Consider the following 18,382-nt stretch of genomic DNA (forward strand, 5'->3'; position numbering starts at 1 on the left):
CCGCCCTGTGCGGGCTTTCTTGTTTCTGGACGGCCAAGCTAATCTACCCGCATCCTTCACATCCTGTATGCCCCCATGTATGCTTCAATAAAAATTGAACTGGAGGCATACACGGATGAAGCGCAGCGATATTAAACGCCGTCCTCTCTCCGATACCGCACTAGTCAACCTTGCTCCTGAAACGGGTGCCTACCGCGAGCTAGACGGCTCGGGACTGTATTTCAGAGTAAAGCCTAACGGCCAGAAATCGTGGGAGTTACGCTATAAGAAGCCAGACGGCAAATGGTCGTGGCTTGGGCTTGGCGGTTACCCAGAAGTCAGCGGCGCCCTTGCCCGGCAAAAGGCTGCCGAATTGAGATCGGATGCAGCAGAAGGCAAAAATCCGATAGCCGCCAAGAAAGCTAGAAAAGCTGCGGAGGTAGCAGCAACAAACGAAACCTTTGAAGCCTTGGCTCGTGAATGGCATACCTCTCGCTTGGGTGGCTGGGATGTCGGCACAGCGAAGAGAGTACTTGGAGCCCTGGAACGCCATGTGTTTCCCCTTGTCGGAAAACGTCCGTATGTCTCTATCATGTCGATGGAATGGATGGAGCTTTTGAGAGGACTCGAACGTAAGGGAATCCTGGAGCAGATGAGTCGTGTAAGGGCTTACTGCAAAGACATCTATGACCTGGCTCGCGTAACCGGCAGGGCGATGAACAATCCCTTAGAGGGGGTTCATAAGTTTCTGTCATCGGGAAAAGCCGAGAACTACGCCCATGTCTCTCTTGAAGAACTTCCTGCGCTGCTCAGAGCAATACGATCATACCCTCACGCCAAAGATGTTCAGCTTGGCCTCCAGCTGCTTACCCTCATGGCTGTCCGCCCCAGCGAGCTCCGAGAGGCATACTGGACTGAGTTCGACTTCGACAAACGGCTTTGGACCGTCCCCGTTGAACGCAAAGGCCGTAAAAAAGGGCGTGAACACCTTGTACCACTCTGCAAGCAGGCATTAAGCGCTCTTAATGAGCTACGGAAAATCACGGGAGCGTACCCATTGCTATTCCCTGGTCGAAGTGATCGAACCAAGCCTCGCAGCGATACCGTTTTTCTGATGGCACTAAGGCGCCTTGGTTACGAAGGACGACAGACTGGACATGGCTTCCGTCATATTGCAAGCACCGTACTCAACGAGCACGGTTTTCCAGCGGACCACATTGAAGCCCAGCTCAGTCACAAGCCGCCAGGTGTCCGAGGGATCTATAACAAGGCTCACTATCTGGAGCAACGTACAACAATGATGCAGTGGTACGCCGATCATCTTGACGGGCTAGAAACAGGAAATATCGAAGCCGTATAAAACTACGGCCTCTCAGCTTCTTGCCCAGCGAAGATCGTCCGCAGAGCGTTCTGATAGGCTTAGCTTGAAATCGACCATTTAGATGCGTGATGCCACGGTTTGGTGAGCACTTATCCAAATCGAGCTGACTGCCACCTTTAATACTTTCACGCCACCTACGATTTAATCCTGCTATTAATTCATAGCAATAGACGGTCGCGGGCGCAGAGCAAAGCAGATAGTGCTCCATAAACCATCTCACGTGATTTTCTCTCCAGGACCAGGGAGTCGCGCAACCCAAGTGCTCACGAATCACCTCGTTCATCCTTTCTGCTTGCCTGATGTGTCGCTGCGGCGTGGCATGTGTATCTTTGAGCATGGGGTGCAGAAACAAGGCTATATCGAACTCGGACGTCATCGCCGACCTCCAACGTAGACGCTCCCTACGTCGATGCGGTTTGCGTGCGTCGCCAGCAAATCATCACGCGTACGAGCTTCATCGTCCGAAGATTCAAGCTGAATGGACGGGATGGGGTTTGTCATTTTTTTGTGAAGTCCGCTTCCTGGCTGCCGGGACAAGGCCTCCAAACCGCCTTCATCATACCTGCGCTCCCATTCGCCAATGATGTCGGATTTCCGGATATCAAACAGGGCAGCGACTTGGCGATAGGACAGCTCTTCCTCTCGCATACGCTGCAATACATTCAGCTTGAACTCAGGGCTGTAGTTCTTCTTTCTCTTACTTTTGAGGCCCGAGGCACCAAGCGCCTGATATGCCGCAATCCATTTTCGAAGCGAAGAGGCATTGACCCCGTGACGATGCGCGACCTCTCTGTGACCTGCGCTCCCCGAACAGTAATCCTCAACAACCGACAATTTCGCCTGCTCTGTGTACTTTTTCATGACACCCCTGGATGTTGATGTCCAACATTTCGGGGTCAGATCAAAATACGCGGACACCATCACCCTTAATTCTGGGATTTTGAAGGTGTGTTCGCCGGCCGCTTACCGTGAAAAGGGCTGAGCTTATTGAAGGTTGCGCACCGTTGGTACGCTCTCTAGGGGCTCGGCGTTGCCCGCGTAGTTGGTGACAGGCATGATTTTTCTCGAGATGTTCCAATCAAGTTGCCGCTCAATGATGGTAAGTTGTAATCGAGTAGAAACGCACCGCTATTTATCGAAAATCGAACGACGTATCGTGTGTTGAGGGTGTTTTTTGCACCGTTCCCCGTGTTAAGAACGCAACTCACCCACACAGAATGCGAAGATGGCGAATAGGCTCTGACGAATGCCACGGACCATATCGTTTGGACGATGATTCCTGCGGAAGCTTAATGCCATCATCTCCTGAAATTACCGCGTCTCGGTCTGCCTCAAGCATCGCTACTGAACGTTAGGCACAGTAGATGCATGGAGGCTTCGAACAGGTCCGAACCAAAGTCGTCAGCCTTCTATCATTGCTCTTAAATACAGGGCGGCGGTCTGACATGTTTTTTCTTGAGCCCAGACATCAACTGTGCCGAGAGGCGGGGCCACTTCGGTCACGTCACCACCACGAACTTTATACCGTGCTTTAAGCGCTGAAATTATGGTAATTATATTTTTAACCGAAACTCCATCGGCGGCCGGTAGACCTGTCGCAGGCGCCGAGTCGGGAGACGTCGCATCTATATCAATTGAAAGATAGATGGATTTTATGTTGCGCTCATCGAGCCATGATTCGACTTTATGAAGCATGTTCTTAACCGCCTTCGTTTCGCTTAGGCCGACCAACAACAGCCGATTAGAACGTTCTACCACGTCGGGCACGGAGGGTGACCCTATCAATACCACAGCGGGTAATCGTGCTCTGCTGTCCGCATATTTTATCCAGCTTGAATATGTTAAGGGGAGACCATAACGAGATTCTTCCAAGTCTGTATGTCCGTCAATAACGATAAGAGCTATAGGCTCAGAATGCGCAGTGATGAGCTGAGGTAATATGGCTCCAGAGGTACTGTGGTCTCCTCCTATCGTAAATAGAGAAGGTGCGTCGTAATGCTTCATTAGAGAATGTGAGACATACTCGGCTATAGACAATGGACTAACTGGCAAATTTATTTCAGTGCCATACACTGCATTACGAATCGAGTTAAGCGTTTTTTGGTTAAGCATGTCATCATGAAGCAGATGAGGTACGCTGAAGACATCACCAGCATCGACACCGTCGATTGCACCTTTCGAATACAGAGCCTCCCGAACGCCTATGGGCCCATAAGCGGCTCCCCGAACAGATCCGCTTCCGGTGTCCGCGGGAACACCTAAAATAAAGCAGTTTGGGTGCTCGACGCTTTCTAGCGATTGTGCCCATTTTTTCCATACATCTTTAACATTGTCAGAACCATACATTAGGAGGTGAAGCCGCCTAGCGAGCGGGCTTTGCCCAGTTGACGCAGATGAAAAACCTAGGCCTGGCGGGCGGAGTAGTTTGCGGCTAAGTGAGTTTGATTCCTGATCTAAAACATTCAGCACATCGACGTTGTCTTTCACTTTTAAATTAATCCTGATGAGATTGTTTCGTCACGAAATTTAGATGCCGAAGGGGGTAGTCTTAAATTTAGCCACTCTCGGCTTACCACAAAAATGGCTCGGTCTTGGCGTGTTAATAACTCTTGGTTTTCTCCTCGCTCAAGTTTGGCTGTAGTGGATATAAGATCTATCAAGCTCTTCGTCTTAACCAATAGGCTGGAAATAAGAGCCGACGAAGACTGTGGCCCTACAGGTAGTAATATTTTTGCACAGTCAGCCCAGTCAAGTATCACTATATATCCGTCAATAGAAACACCAACGTTACCTTGGTGAAAGTCGCCATGAATAACTTTGGACTCCCAAGATGTCGATCTAGACATCTTATAAATCGCCGTCAGCTTCTTAGTGATGAGACTTATCTGCTTGTATTGTTTGGGTGAAATATTGGAGTGTCTATTTTTAAAGGTCGCTAGTTTTTGTAATAGAAAACCAGGGGTTACATTGGGGAGTGCGGCCTCAACGTTCGAATACGCTATAAGTTTACACATCTTCGCGCAGAGGGTTGCGGCCTCCTTTCCGTCAATTTGGGAATCAACAAAATTAATATTTTCAAGCTCAATCGCGCCGCATTTCATGCAGCTACCTGTAACTCGCGGGACGTGGCAAGAAAATTTTTTGGAAAGCTCACAGAGAATGGCCAGTTCTAAATGGCTTTGTCGAATATCCGCATTTCTTTTTACCCATCTGTCATTGGACAGCTTTTTAATAATGCTCCATGGCGTCTCGCGAATGTAGATGTTATTAGTATGCGACGCATACGAGCAATATTCACAATGCCAATTCATTTAAGGGTAACTCCTGAAGGGGGCCGCGATAGGGGTGTGTCTTCAGGCTGCTGAGGATGTAAAACTTCGCGGACGCCGGGAAATGCTAAGCTAAACACAGCAAAAATAAAGCAAACAACCCCCATACCAATCATCGCCATTTGAATACCGAGATAATCAGCGATGCAGGCAACTAGTGCGTATCCAATTGGCAACGTCACCGTTGAGACAAACGTCGCTAAGGAGCCAACTCTTGCTACTAAAGCTGAAGGCACGCCCCTCTGGATGCTGACATCTTCCATTACACTGAGAATGGACAGCGAAAATCCTGCAATGCATTGCAGAGCGGCGATCGCCCATAGTGGGTATCCTGACCCAATGAAAATCGGCTGAGCGGCTATAGGAATTAGGCTAATAAAATACCAGCAGATGGGCCTATTTGAACGTAGCTTAGTAGCCACCAAACCGCCCAGTACTCCACCTATACCAAACACAGTAACCAGAGTACCCCAAGCTGTCGCCCCGCCGAGGGAGGTATCGGACCAGACTGGCCCAAGCGCATAAACCGCAGGCAAGCTCGTAAGATGCAATACCAAGCTCGCCAAAAACAACCATATTAGCCAGCGCCTTGCGAAGACTGTTTCTACTCCTTCATTAAATAGCCTTAGAGCCGAATGACGACTATTAGCGGCTACTCCACTTGACTTATCCTCTAACGTAAAGATTAATGCAGCGCCAATAACAAACGAAACTGCGTCAATCGCGATAGCCAAAACTCCGAGATCTGAGGCCACTAAAACCCCAGCTATGACAGGACCGATTAGATGGCCACTTGTGTAGGATACTGACATGTAGCCGTTAGCTTGTTCGAGATCACGGTCAGCGACCACGCGCGGCAATAGGGCGCGTGATGATGGTGTCGCAATGCCTTCCGCCAAACCATAGATGCCCGCTAGTAAACAGAGAATAGTAGCTGAAAATGAGGGTGAGAGGAAAACTAGCACTACTCCTAGTTGAACTATAGAACGCAAAATTTCGCTGATTAATAGTGCTCGCCGGGGGCCTAACGAGTCCGCTAAAATTCCTCCGGCAAGAACGCTGATGGCGAACCCTACCGATCGGGAGCCTAGAGCTAGCGCAACTGTTGTTGCGCCGCCACCTGCTGCCAGGATTAGAAATGGAAGTACGACAAAGCTCAGCCGATCACCGACTGAAGAAATAGTATATGCTGTAAATAATATAATGAATTTACCATGCCAAATGTTCTGATGATCATTGTTAACCAAGAGGATGCTCCTCGACGGGGAGTTTAGACGGGCTTCGGAGCTTCATATTTCTGAGCATAAAATGCTGACGTCTAGCACCCTTGGGTGATAGATTAAAGGGAATTGTGTGTGGTGATACAGCTCGTGCAAACCAGTAGTCAGTATCAGCGCTGCGAGATAATCTAAAAAAGATGTCAGCCGTTTGTGCCAGAATATTTATAGTGTTATTTAGGCGGGATTTTTTCAAATGATCCCTGATGCGTATTGCGCGTGCGGGACTGCAATAATATTTCCCCAGTACGCCAGGTGGTGCTGATCCGGTGACGGATTGATTAAGCCTCATTATGTCCACAGCCTGAACGCACTCATCAAATGCCCTTAGCGTAGGCAGCACAATTCCTTTTTCTTCCGGCTCGGCAGCACAACCCACAACCACCCCGGAGGGACTGCTCCGGGTTTCTATGAATACGCAAACCATAACGACACAATAGCCTGGTCGAGAGTTCAACCGGATAGCATCGTATTCCCATTGGACGTCTTCTAACAGATCATAGCCTTTGGAGAGCTGAGCAACCGATACATCGATATTCACTGCGCCCGACAGGCCATACCACCAAGCCATAAACGCATCTCGCTCAATCAGCTCATTAATAGCTGAACGTACGGCATGCTCGGCTGATCGACCAACTGCGGCGCCATTGCTAGTTAGTCGATAAAATGCGAGCTCTTTTTCTAAAGGCTCATGTACCCAAGCTATCTTTTGATCATGAATGGAAATATATTCTTCCCAGCGAACGTTGGTATTTTTATCGAAAGGGACTACTCCGAAAGGTCTTTCCCAATCTAGATCTAGACCAAGCTCATATGGTTCGATTACAGCGCCTCTGAGCGCTTTTCTAGGGGCTAGTCGACCAGAGGTGCGATTAGCAATAGTTGCTCGTTCGACCGACTCACCTTGGGAACTATTCAACCTGCTGTTAAGCGTCCTTCCTCGACCAGCAGCCCAGAATGTTCCTTGGCCATATGTCACGAGCGGCAGGCCCGACCACGAGGAAAAACCTTCAAGTGGGGTCGGCACAATTCGATGGGATGATTTCACTAGGTTAAGCCTCGTGCGGCGTTCTGCTTAGAATCGATTGCTGCCACCGTCCAACGACCGCCACCACCTGGGTAGCACGAGTACACGCATCGCCTACAACTTCTCTGGCGATATGGAGTCTGTTGGAAATTATTACTGCTGGCAGGGAGGAATGACCGGAGTGACGATTTTCGAGCGCGTGCCACCACAATGGTTGTACAGATTTTCTTTCAAGACCGTATTTGAGAAGGAGCGCGCCATACAAGGGATCCTCTTCTATGCAAGCAACCATGGGGGGGCGCTCGATAAATACAAGTGCTGCCGCATATTCAACTGGTCCTGCTATTGCCGCTTCCGTTAATGCTGAGACAAGCGCCGTGGTTGTCGGATCGGGTGTCATAGCGTCTACGTTTTGAAATGTTAAACCGAGTTGCGTGAACACTTTACGATAAATTCGCCAGTGCCATGACTCGTCTTTTAGAAGGCGTAACCACATCTCCCTTTCTAGGAATGACATATCATGGTCAAGCACAGGGGCAATGTGGTGACGAGCAGCCGCTGTGAAATGATAATTCTCGATGATCCACCGTTTCACTGTTTGAAGAGAGCATTCTCCTTTTATCAAATCATTGAGGGCATGATTTGGAGGGAACGCCTGGCTAGATGCGCAGTCTATCGCCCGCGAAATTGTTGCAAATGCATCGGCTGCGTGGACGCTGCCCGCAGGCGCCTCGCCACGCGCCATAATCATGCCCGCACCTAAGAGGTGTTCTAAAAGCTGGCGCCATGATGCTGACAAATTATCGGTGCACCATCCCTCCTTCAAGTTATGTATTAAGCTTTCCTTTGCAGCGCTTGGAATGTTAATGGATAGACACGATGCGTGCCTTTTCACCTCAACCCCGTCAGATATCTCTTCCAGTGTGACGTTTGGCGCAAGGCCCAGTACCTGCGGCAAATATATTTTAAATGATGGCTGTTCTCTAAGGGGAAGTAATGTTTTCAACTCTGCACCTCAACTCTTTAGCGCTAGATTCAGTTTGTCGAAGTTTACGAAGTCTAGCTCGATAGCCTTCCAAGTACTCTTCAGGTTGGTTGCGAGGGCCGAATGCTAAAAAAATATGAACATGCACAGAGGAAGATATCAAAGACGAAACATTGCACCAACGCCTAACTGCGGTTTCATACACGAGATAGGGCTCTTCATTGCCGTTTATAAGCAGCTCTAAATCAGATGCCCAGATCTCGATTCCTGCTGCCACATCGGACCGTATGTCTAGGTCATCGGTAGCTGATACAAATCGCAGCCAGCCTTGATCCATAATGAAATGATAAGCGTCGTCACCATTCAAAATACGTAAAGCTATAGTTGGCATCAGATCTGTCGTAGGATTAAGTGATAGCTCGTAAAGTCGTCTGATAAGTCTGTGGCCATACGTATCAATCTTTCGAGCAAATTCGATTTGAATAAAATCTAGTACCTTATCCAGGGCCCTCTTTCCCAGCGAGCGGTTCCGTGACCATGGTTCCCCTGAAAGAGCTCTCGTATAGTCATGATAGTCACGATTAGTCGGTGAGCGCGCTATCACATAAGACGCAGTACTTCCATCGCATTCCTCACCAGCAAGGCCGATGTAAGTTCCAGGCTCGGGAGCTTGCCACCTAATATCGGGGTAGATGTCTTGCATTATTGGCAGTAAAGCTTGATGAGTGACGCTGAAGAAACGATGGTTCAATTCAGAGTATTTGGGTGGATATGACCATCCTTGACCTGACATAACCACGCGGCGAGGCGCAAGCAAATTCACACTTGATATTAGATTGGAAACCATCATTCCTACTGCTTGTTTGTCAGCCCCGTCGCCAGTTGTTAACTCCGGCAAAGGCTCAAGGTAGTTGTTTGTAAAATTGTCTACGGTTCGCAATGGGCAATGTTTCTTAAGCCACTGTATTGTTTCTTGGTGAGGCATGCCGTCAACGCTAGTGAAAAAGCTCGTATCATCGTCTGATCGAACCAAGTAGCCGTATGCGTCCGGTTCTAGAAGTGACCATGCAAGTGGTAATAGCCTGAAGTTCACGTCTCCGAATTGGATTTCGTCATATGCTCCTAGCCGAACAGGCGTGTAGCCAAGATCCACGAGCAGTTCGAAAATCGCCTGGCTACTACGATCGCTAATGTAGACAGTACCTCTCCAAGGCATTCTCAATAGCGTATCTATGTCAAAGTGGTCTGAATGTTCATGTGAGATAATTAGGCCACCGATGCGCGGCAGAGACTTAGTATCTATTTCTCGGTCTGGCCATACCGGGAGCTGGACGCCAGCGTTACCTATTGTCTTAAAAATAGGATCCAGAAATACGGTCCCGACGCTAGTGTCAAATGCCCAGCCCTGATGCCCAAGGTATGTAACGATCATAGCGACTTCCTCTCTCCGATGATTATCCCTAAAAGTGGAAAGTTACCTTCCCCAGCGATGCCTCTCACGGCGCGCACACCTCCCATCGCACACACTCGCAGCTCGGCCTTTAATGCAGCCTCTTCAATCCGTTGATATGCCTGCCCTGCTTCAATCAGCGCGAGATCATAGGTGTTGCGGTATTGGTTTCGATCTTGGTGGCGCATTGATGCCACGATAAGTGCTGGAGTGAAGTTTACATCTTGGGAGTCTACAAAGTGTAAGATTGAGCGATAACGCCTCCCTGCCTCGACAAGTTTTCCATTAACCGCATCGTACTTATAGCTGTCGTAGCCACTGTTTATCGAGCTAATTGCATAAACGCTAAATCTTAGCGCGGTTACTCCGCCAGCTCTTGCATATTTGGGCTCGCTCAAAGTGCCTACTGAATTTTTCAATAGTTCTGACAGTCTCGAGATGTTAATAGGGGACGTGGCAAACTCTCGACAAGTGATACCTCTGACTTCGTTGGACTGTGCAGGATCGCCCTCAACCAGATCGGACTCTATCTTTAAAGCTGTTTGGGGTGGCAGTCTCGCTAGGAAATACTGTTGAATCTCTGCTCTTCGCCATCCCCAATGCTGTAATTCGTGCAGCAGGCGAGACGAGTGTCCATACAGCTCTATATAGTTCATACGAATCGCCTGCGCACTCTGTTTTATTTACATGCAGCGAGCCGCAGTCCAACCTCCCATGTCTTCATCCAGCGTTTCAACAATATAGATTGGCTTGGCATCTCCTTTCTCGATAGTAAAATCAAAATTCCTCCCTTTGGGCAGCTTTGAGGCTGATTGGCGCGCAGCTTTCAACGGTTGGCTCTTGTCGCTTTTCTTCATGTAAATCTCCATATTGATGTTTACCGCGTTATAGGTCATACGACCTTATATACTATTGAGCGATAGAGTTATCTACGCCGTGTCATATTGTGATCATTAACGGTTTGTCAGCGCAGTAGCCTGTTCTGATTACAACCGCGGCAGATCTGAGACCAAGGCTTCAACCTCACTACTTGTGTTCGGGTGCCAACATGGCGACGCTGTCTGTGACCAGAATGTAATCCAGAAAAGTGGGCTATCGTTATATTTTATTTTCATAACTCTATAACTGGTGATTTTCTTATTTTTTATTCATTTATTGTGCCTTGGTGTTGGCTGGGCAACAGGGGGCTAACAGTATGTTTGGTTTTCAACAGTTGAGACGATTTTGTTAGCTCCATCCATTGATTTCTTCTGGCACGAGTCCTGCTGGCCTCTGATGGCTATTAATCGAGGAGATTTTGCTATGTCAGATCTGTTTTCAACTTTCTCTAACCAAAGCACAAACGCCTATATCATTCGCGACGACGCTGATGCTATTGATGTTGCAGGCAAGGTGGCCGCAGCTCTGATCTGTAATGACTCAGCTCGTGGTCAGAGCCGAAGTGCACCCAATGAAGTGATTGATTTTTTTCTCATAGTGGTCTTTGGGGAATTACGGTGCCGAGGGAGTATGGCGGCGCAGATGTTTCCTATGCGACAGTGGTGGAAGTTATTGCTATGCTCTCCGCATCTGACTCGTCAATTGGGCAACTTCCACAGAACCATTTCTGTTTGCTGGAGGATTTACGGCGTCATGGCACAGAAGCTCAAAAGGAGTTTTATTACAAATTAGTTTTAAAAGGCAACCGCTTCGCCAATGCAATTTCAGAGAGCTCTGGTGAGCACGTACAAGATGTTCGAACTACTCTGCATGCAGGTTCCAGCGGCTTAGTCATCAATGGTCGTAAAAGCTACTGCACAGGATCTATGTTTGCCCATTGGCTTGGAGTATTAGTCATCGATGAAACCGGGAATCCGCAACTAGCATTCGTGGAGCAAGGCCGCTAGGTTTAAAAATCTTAGATGATTGGACTAGCATGGGTCAGCGCACCACATCAAGCGGTACGGTGATTCTCGAAGATGGCTATCTGTGTCGTTGCGGATAGCGATAAATCGGATTTGTCATGCCGATTGTCACGAGGAGAGTTGCGGCAATGCCTAGTACGACGTGGCTTGCAGCAGTGTTAAGAGCGCCCGCATCTTTCCAGGAGAAAGAGACGGGCGCGGTCTGGCGCAGCGAATTGTGCCGAGAGGTGAGGTTGCTGCAATGCAGCGAGGAAGGTCCATCGTCTGTCGCAGTGGACAGATAAGTCGAGTAGGCGTCCATCACTCTTGGGGAGTGATCGTGCGAGCCGCCGGATGCTAATCGCACTTTGGGAGAACCACCACGCAAGTGGCGTAGCCTTGAAGGTTCTGGCTACCTGGGCTGGTGCTGTCAACGACAGCGGTCCGTGCGCCAATTTTTATACCCACTCGAAATGGCGGTCAAGCATCACTACCAAAGCGCTCAAAAAGTGGCGACTGTCGCCACTTTTGTCGCCATGCTCCAGACCACGTTCCACGTGGGTTGTCGCCGGCGTCGCCGCTGTCGACACAACTGCATACATGCCCAACGAAAAGATCCGAACTTACGCTGAAATGACGCTGCCCGCTATAGAAATCGCGGGAAGTTACTGGAGGGTGAAAGCGAGCGTGGCGCTAATCAAATTTGAAAATTGGGAAGTGGAACGAGGTGGCTTCGAGAAAAAGCGAGTGAACCCTCCGATCGGCGCGATCAAAGATCGCTTGATCGGAGGGTTTGGCGGCCAATAGGTCGCCGGCTTATTGGATTACGATAAAACGCATAATCCATGCAGCATGGCAACAGAGTAGCAACTGCCGCACTTGCCCCTACTTGTCTGCGCTCTTCAGGCCAAGTCCCTGTACATGGGAAGGCTCCGCATTCCCATGTAAAGGGACTCACTTGTAAAAGGCGGCAAACGGTTAAAACGTCCAATCCAGATTGGCCGTTTTTAATGGATCAGTCTCCGAGGTCGCGATCTCGTTGCGTCAAGACGGGTGGCATCATGCCAAGCTCAGATATGAGGGAAGAACGTACATCCCCCCAACGGCGTGTATGCCTATGTGTATGCCTAACTGATCGAAAAGAAAATAAATATATAAAATACAAAAAGTTAGGGTTGTGGTTCAAATGACTGTGTACCACCAAGTACTAAAAACGGCTTACCGAAAGGTAGGCCGTTTTTTTATGCCTGAAGAAAAGTAAACCGCCCTATTGCCCCACAGACGTCAGTGTTTATGCCGATGGTGCACATCGGGAAAATGTGCATGACTGTGCTGGATCGGTGCGTGCTCATGGGCATGACTATGTGGCTCGGTACCGTCCCACGCAAAGTTATGCACATGCTGGTGGTGCTCATCGTGTGTATGGCGATGACCGTGTGTGAGGGGATCGTGCTGATGCTCGTGCGCATGATGTTCCATCAGATGAATCCACACCCCGATGGCCATCAAGGCGGCCGCGAGCAAGAACATCAGCGAAACCGACTCGCCCAGGATCAAAATCGAGATGACCGCGCCCAGGAAGGGAGCCGTGGAAAAATAGGCGCCGGTGCGCGCACTGCCAAGCCCGCGCAGAGCGAGCACAAACAGCACCAGACTCACGCCATACCCAAGCAGCCCAACCACCATGGTTGACCCGAGCGTGGCCACCGCTGGCAGTTGCGACCCGATGGCCAACGCCAAACAGCAATTGACCACACCCGCCGCCAAGCCTTTGCTGCCGGCGATAAACAGCGCATCCGAGGCAGAGACCTTACGGGTCAGGTTATTGTCGATGGCCCAACAAAAACAGGCGAAAGCCACGGCCAGCGGCCCCGTCCAATCATGAGCCGTCGCCGTCCCCTGCGGCCATGACAAAACGATCCCGCCCAGAACAATAGCGATCATGCCGATCACGATGCGGCGATCTGCGTTCTCTTTGAACACGACCCACGCCAGCACGGCCGTGAGCACCGACTCAAGATTGAGCATCAGCGATGCGGTGGCGCCCGCGGTACGGGTGAGGCCATACATGAGCGCCACTGGCGCAAGCACGCCCCCAAAGACGATGGCGCCCATCAACCAGGGCCACTCTCCGGCTGCAAGGCCGGGCCGTTTCCAGCCGTGGTCGCGAGCAAACCGAACGATGGCCAGGCCCAGGCCGCTGCCCAGATAGAGCAGTCCGGCCAACAGGATGGGCGGCGTATCCACCCCCAGGAGCTTGGCAAGCGGAGTGCTGGCGCCGAACAACGCCGCCGCCGCCAACGCGTAGAGAACGCTCACATTCATAATGGGCCGCCCTGTCAGGCTTATTGCATAAGGACGAGCATCATAGCCGTGCCCGGGTAAGAATTATGTGAATGCCAGCCTGGCTGGATTCTGTACGACTGAAGCGGCAGGATAGCCCGGCTGGCAAACCACAAGAAGGTGACGCATGACATTCCCCGCTACCGGCATCAGCACTGACCGCCTCTTACTGCTGGGCGCCCACCCTTCCAACGCTCGCGCCCTGCAAATGTACCTGCTGCAAAATCGCGCCTTTCTGCAGCCTTGGGAGCCTTCGCGTGACGACGCCTTTTTTGAACTGGACGCCATCACCGAACGCCTCCACGCCATGGCCGACAAAACCGCCAGCGGCGAAGCGTTGCACCTGCTGATATTCAGCCAGGACCAAATCATCGGCGCCTGCAACTTCAGCAACATCGTGCGCGGTGCGTTTCAGGCCTGTCACTTGGGTTATGCCCTGGATGAATCCGCCCAAGGCCAAGGCTTGATGCACGAAGCGCTGACGGCGGCGATTGCCCATGTATTCGATGAAATGCAGCTGCACCGAATCATGGCCAACTACCGGCCAGAGAATGAGCGCAGTGCGCGCCTGCTGGCACGGCTGGGGTTTGAAAAAGAGGGCGAGGCGCGGGCGTATCTGAGGATCAACGGGGTCTGGGCGGACCATGTGTTAACGGCACTGATCAATCCGGCAAGCGACCGTCTATTGCAGCCCGAAGTTTTAAACCACTAGAATGGGATTAATTCTCACTTACGATTCTCTCTCATGAAGCTGTCTTCGCCCACCGACGCTCCTACGCTCGATGCGCTGTACCGCGGCTACCACGGCTGGTTGTTGACCTGGTTGCGGCGTCGTGTGCATTGCTCCCATCAGGCGGCCGACGTGGCGCAAGACACTTTCGTACGCTTGTTGGCATCGGGTACTTACGTGGCGCCGGGTGAGCCACGGGCTTATCTGGCCACCATCGCGCGCCGGTTGCTGATGGACAATGGCCGCCGCCGACGCCTGGAACAGGCCTACCGCGAAGAGCTCGAACGCTGCGCCGCGTACCTTGAACAGGCGCCTTCACCGGAGCAGATCCTGCAAGCCGCGCAAATGCTTGAGGCGATCGACCGGGCCTTGGCACGCATGCACAAGCGGATCCGCGACACCTTCATCCTGCGTTACCTCGAAGGCCTGGACCAGGCGCAAATCGCCCAGCGCCTGGGTGTCTCGGTGCGCACAGTACAGAACGATCTGGTGGAAGCCTTGCTGGCGTGCGATGCGTGCGCCCAGCCATGAACCAGCCTCTGCCCCACGCTGTGCTGCGCCAGGCCGCCGAATGGCTGGTGCGGCTGGATCACGAAGGCAATGCCGCCAACGAACAGGCGTTTCGCGCCTGGCTGGCCGCCGACCCGCAGCACCCGCAAGCCATTGCCCGCCTTCAGGGCCACTTGCTGCCTCTCAAACAAGCCCCGGCCCGTGCCGCATTGCGCCGGGCCCGGCAGCCTCGCCAAGGGGCAACGCTGGTCAAGTGTCTCGCCCTGGCCCTGCTGCTCGCGGGGGTGCCGGCGTACCAGTACGAGCAACGTGGCTATCTGTTCGCCGACCTGAGCACCGACCGTGGCCAATGGCGCCAGACGCTGCTGGCCGACGGCAGCGATCTGCAACTGGAAGGCAGCTCTGCGGTGAACCTGCACCTGGACGCCAGCCAGCGCCGCGTGCAACTGCTGCATGGTGAGATTCTGGTAACAGTGGCCAAGGACACCCAGCGCCCGTTTTATGTCGACACCCCGCAGGGCAGCATTCGCGCCCTGGGCACGCGTTTTATCGTCGAACTCAGCGACACCGCCACCGTGGTCAAGATGCTCGAATCCTCGACCCGCATCGACAGTGCCGGGCATACGATTACCCTCGGCCCCGGCGAGCAGGTGCGCCTGGATGCAAGCGGGCCCGGCACGCCGAAAAGCGTTGATGTGCAAGCGCAGCAGCAAGCCTGGACGGCCCACCAGTTGCTGGCCAACGACGAGCCGCTGGCGGATGTACTTGAGCGCCTGGCGCGGCATCGCCCGGGTGTGCTGATGTTCGATCGCCAGGCGCTGCAAGGCATTCGGGTGACGGTGATGCTGCCGACGGACGACAGCGACCGCGCATTGCGCCTGCTCACACGCACCCTGCCGATTGAAGTCAGCACCTACACCCCGTGGCTCACACGTGTGCGCCTGAAATCCCCCGCCGGATAATTCTTACGCACCGTTGCGTGTTTTCGGTTTTGCCGCGTCCTTTCCTTGGCCAACATCCAAAGGAGCACCGATAACATGTCTTCAACCCCCACACGCGGCGGCCTGTTGCTGGCCAGTCGACTGTTGCTTGGCTGCCTGCCCCTGGCGGTGCCGGGCCTGGCCTACGCGCAGCAGCAGGTACAGGCGTTCGACATCGCCCCCGGAAAACTCGGTGACGTGCTGACGCGTTACGCCCAGGCCGCCGGCGTGCCGATCTCGTTCCTGTCGCAACAAGTGGCCGGGTTGGACAGCCCCGGCGTGCGCGGCAGCTACAACGTGGAGGACGGGTTCGCGCAGGTGCTGGCCGGCACCGGCTTCGCAGCACGCGGCAATGCCGATGGCTACCAGCTGGAAAGCCTGCCGGTGGCCGGCGGCGCGCTGTCGCTGGGTGCCACAGAGATCACCGCGAATCAGTTGGGCACCATCACTGAGGGCAGCGGTTCCTACACCCCGGGCACCATCGCCACCGCCACGCGCATGGTGCTGACCCCACGGGAAACCCCGCAGTCGATCACCGTGATCACGCGCCAGCATATGGATGACTTCGCGCTCACTTCGATCGACGACGTGATGCGCCATACACCGGGCATCACCGTGTCGACCTTCGACAGCGAGCGTAACAATTACTACGCCCGCGGCTTCTCGGTGGAAAACTTCCAGTACGACGGCATCCCGACCCTGCGCAACTCCGCCTACTCGTCCAGCCAGACCCTCAGCGACATGGCGATCTATGACCGCGTGGAAATCCTCAAGGGTGCCACCGGACTGCTGACCGGCGCCGGCGCCCCTGGCGCGACGATCAACCTGATCCGCAAAAAGCCCACGCGGGACTTCAAGGCCAGCGTCGAACTCGGCGCCGGCAGCTGGGACAACTATCGTTCCCAGATCGACGTGAGTGGCCCGCTGACCGACAGCGGCAACGTGCGCGGGCGTGCGGTGGCGGCGTACCAGGACAAGCACTCGTTCATGGACCACTACCAGCGCAGCACCAATGTGTATTTCGGCACGCTGGAAGCCGACCTGACCGACGACACCCTGCTCACCGTCGGTTTCGATTACCTGGACAGCGACCCGCAAGGCTCGGGCTGGTCCGGCAGCCGTGCGCTGTTCGATCGCAACGGCAACCGCATCGATGTAAAACGCTCCTACAACAACGGCGCCAAGTGGAGCCGCTGGGAGCAGTACTCCCGCAGCGTGTTCTCCACCCTGGAACACAACTTCGACAATGGCTGGGTGATCAAGGGCCAATACACCCACCAACTCATGGGCTACGACGCGCCCCTGGGCTCGATCATGAGTGGCCCGTTCCCCGCCACCGGACTGTCGTCCCTGTACGCGAACAAGTTCACCGGCAACACCCGCGCCGACTCGGGCGATGTCTACGCCAGCGGTCCGTTCAGCCTGCTGGGCCGTACCCATGAATTGGTGATTGGCGCGTCGGCCTCGAACTCCCACTGGACCGGAAAGGACTACGGCGCCCCCACTTATGTGGGCAACAACGAGATCGATTTCTGGAACTTCGATGGCAACGCTCCGGAGCCGAACTGGGGTGAACCGACACGGATCATCGATGCCACGACCCGACAATCCGCAGGCTATATGGCCGCACGTTTCAACCTCATGGATGACCTGAACCTGTTCCTCGGCAGCCGCGTGGCCAACTACAAATTGCGTGGCGAAGACGACTCCACCGAGACCGGCAAGCTGGTGCCCTACGCCGGGGTCACCTACGACCTGAACGACAACTTCACCGCGTATGCCAGCTACACCGACATCTTCATGCCGACGACCTACAGCCGCGACCGCAACAACAAATTGCTGGAACCGGATGAAGGCAAGAACTACGAGACCGGCCTCAAGGGTGAGTTCTTCGAGGGCCGGCTCAACACCAGCATGGCCTACTTCGAAGTGCACGAAACCAACCGTGCGGAGCCGGACGCCGAATACAACGCCGCGCCGACCAACCCATCCCTCGGGTATGCCGAGAAAGGCATCAAGGCCAAAACCAAGGGTTTCGAGGCCGAGATGTCCGGCGAGCTGGCGCCGGGCTGGCAGGCCCAGGCCGGCTACACCCACAAGATCCTGCGGGATGAGCATGGCGACAAGGCTTCGACCTGGGAGCCGGAGGACCAGCTCAGTTTCTTCACCTCGTACAAACTCAAGGGTCCGCTGGACCGCCTGACCGTCGGCGGCGGCGCGCGCTGGCAGAGCAGAAGCTGGCAAGTGGTGTACAACCGGCCCAAGGCGCAAAACGAAGAGTTCTCGCAGGAAGCGTATTGGGTGGTGGACGCGATGGCCAAGTATCAGGTCAGCGAACATCTTTCCGCGACGCTGAACGTCAACAACCTGTTCGACAAGCAGTACTACACCAACATCGGCTTCTATAACACGGCCTATTACGGCACCCCGCGCAACGTGATGCTCACCACGCGCTGGGACTTCTAACCGGCCAGGCGCCAGCGCCCCGTGACGTGGGGCGCTGTTGCG

At 53.3% G+C, this 18,382-nt stretch carries 16 protein-coding genes and 1 pseudogene; 6 read left to right on the forward strand and 11 right to left on the reverse strand.

What is annotated here, in order from left to right; all coding sequences use genetic code 11:
- Positions 1–115 precede the first annotated feature (115 nt).
- Positions 116–1,339, forward strand: coding sequence for a tyrosine-type recombinase/integrase (locus tag HX815_RS28530; RefSeq protein WP_177029290.1), 1,224 nt, complete (start codon positions 116–118; stop codon positions 1,337–1,339).
- Between the two features lie 154 nt (positions 1,340–1,493).
- Here the strand turns inward: HX815_RS28530 and HX815_RS31795 are convergent.
- The 10 genes and pseudogenes from HX815_RS31795 to HX815_RS28575 form a co-directional block, all read right to left on the reverse strand.
- A pseudogene (locus HX815_RS31795) lies at positions 1,494–1,736 on the reverse strand (hypothetical protein); the annotation flags it as partial.
- Positions 1,733–2,221, reverse strand: a complete 489-nt coding sequence (locus tag HX815_RS28535) for a helix-turn-helix domain-containing protein (RefSeq protein WP_177029291.1) — start codon at positions 2,219–2,221, stop codon at positions 1,733–1,735. The gene HX815_RS28535 and the pseudogene HX815_RS31795, both read right to left, overlap by 4 nt.
- A gap of 540 nt (positions 2,222–2,761) precedes the next feature.
- Complete coding sequence (locus HX815_RS28540) at positions 2,762–3,847, reverse strand: arginase family protein (RefSeq protein WP_177029292.1); 1,086 nt, start codon at positions 3,845–3,847, stop codon at positions 2,762–2,764.
- A gap of 2 nt (positions 3,848–3,849) precedes the next feature.
- Positions 3,850–4,671, reverse strand: a complete 822-nt coding sequence (locus HX815_RS28545; protein ID WP_177029293.1) for a hypothetical protein — start codon at positions 4,669–4,671, stop codon at positions 3,850–3,852.
- Positions 4,668–5,936: an MFS transporter gene (locus HX815_RS28550; RefSeq protein ID WP_177029294.1), complete on the reverse strand. Its 1,269-nt coding sequence runs from the start codon at positions 5,934–5,936 to the stop codon at positions 4,668–4,670. Before HX815_RS28550 ends, HX815_RS28545 begins: the two co-directional genes overlap by 4 nt.
- Entirely contained in the window at positions 5,929–7,014 is a 1,086-nt protein-coding gene (locus HX815_RS28555) for a YcaO-like family protein (protein WP_218169028.1), read from the reverse strand. Before HX815_RS28555 ends, HX815_RS28550 begins: the two co-directional genes overlap by 8 nt.
- A 4-nt stretch (positions 7,015–7,018) precedes the next feature.
- Positions 7,019–7,999 (reverse strand): hypothetical protein, encoded by a 981-nt coding sequence (locus HX815_RS28560; protein ID WP_177029296.1) that lies wholly within the window; start codon positions 7,997–7,999, stop codon positions 7,019–7,021.
- Positions 7,977–9,410: an MBL fold metallo-hydrolase gene (locus HX815_RS28565; protein WP_177029297.1), complete on the reverse strand. Its 1,434-nt coding sequence runs from the start codon at positions 9,408–9,410 to the stop codon at positions 7,977–7,979. Before HX815_RS28565 ends, HX815_RS28560 begins: the two co-directional genes overlap by 23 nt.
- Positions 9,407–10,084 carry a hypothetical protein gene (locus HX815_RS28570; RefSeq protein ID WP_177029298.1) on the reverse strand — a complete coding sequence of 226 codons (678 nt, stop codon included), beginning with the start codon at positions 10,082–10,084 and terminating at the stop codon, positions 9,407–9,409. Before HX815_RS28570 ends, HX815_RS28565 begins: the two co-directional genes overlap by 4 nt.
- Before the next feature lie 27 nt (positions 10,085–10,111).
- Positions 10,112–10,285 (reverse strand): hypothetical protein, encoded by a 174-nt coding sequence (locus HX815_RS28575; RefSeq protein WP_177029299.1) that lies wholly within the window; start codon positions 10,283–10,285, stop codon positions 10,112–10,114.
- A 639-nt stretch (positions 10,286–10,924) separates the two neighbouring features.
- Here HX815_RS28575 and HX815_RS28580 point away from each other — a divergent pair.
- Positions 10,925–11,314 (forward strand): acyl-CoA dehydrogenase family protein, encoded by a 390-nt coding sequence (locus HX815_RS28580; protein WP_177029300.1) that lies wholly within the window; start codon positions 10,925–10,927, stop codon positions 11,312–11,314.
- 1,281 nt (positions 11,315–12,595) lie between these two features.
- On the opposite strand, the gene HX815_RS28585 is transcribed toward HX815_RS28580, so the two are convergent.
- A complete protein-coding gene (locus HX815_RS28585) occupies positions 12,596–13,636 on the reverse strand; it encodes a DMT family transporter (protein WP_177029301.1) in 1,041 nt (346 codons plus the stop codon).
- A 145-nt stretch (positions 13,637–13,781) separates the two neighbouring features.
- Here HX815_RS28585 and rimJ point away from each other — a divergent pair, with 145 nt between their 5' ends.
- From rimJ to HX815_RS28605, 4 genes are all read left to right on the forward strand, one after another.
- Positions 13,782–14,366: a ribosomal protein S5-alanine N-acetyltransferase gene (gene rimJ / locus HX815_RS28590; protein ID WP_177029302.1), complete on the forward strand. Its 585-nt coding sequence runs from the start codon at positions 13,782–13,784 to the stop codon at positions 14,364–14,366.
- A 33-nt stretch (positions 14,367–14,399) separates the two neighbouring features.
- Complete coding sequence (locus HX815_RS28595) at positions 14,400–14,915, forward strand: sigma-70 family RNA polymerase sigma factor (protein ID WP_003217834.1); 516 nt, start codon at positions 14,400–14,402, stop codon at positions 14,913–14,915.
- Positions 14,912–15,856 carry a FecR domain-containing protein gene (locus tag HX815_RS28600; protein ID WP_102368112.1) on the forward strand — a complete coding sequence of 315 codons (945 nt, stop codon included), beginning with the start codon at positions 14,912–14,914 and terminating at the stop codon, positions 15,854–15,856. Before HX815_RS28595 ends, HX815_RS28600 begins: the two co-directional genes overlap by 4 nt.
- A 75-nt stretch (positions 15,857–15,931) precedes the next feature.
- Positions 15,932–18,340: a TonB-dependent siderophore receptor gene (locus tag HX815_RS28605; RefSeq protein ID WP_087693778.1), complete on the forward strand. Its 2,409-nt coding sequence runs from the start codon at positions 15,932–15,934 to the stop codon at positions 18,338–18,340.
- Positions 18,341–18,382 lie beyond the last annotated feature (42 nt).

Source organism: Pseudomonas sp. E6002, from assembly GCF_013385565.1.
Taxonomy (GTDB): Bacteria; Pseudomonadota; Gammaproteobacteria; order Pseudomonadales; family Pseudomonadaceae; genus Aquipseudomonas.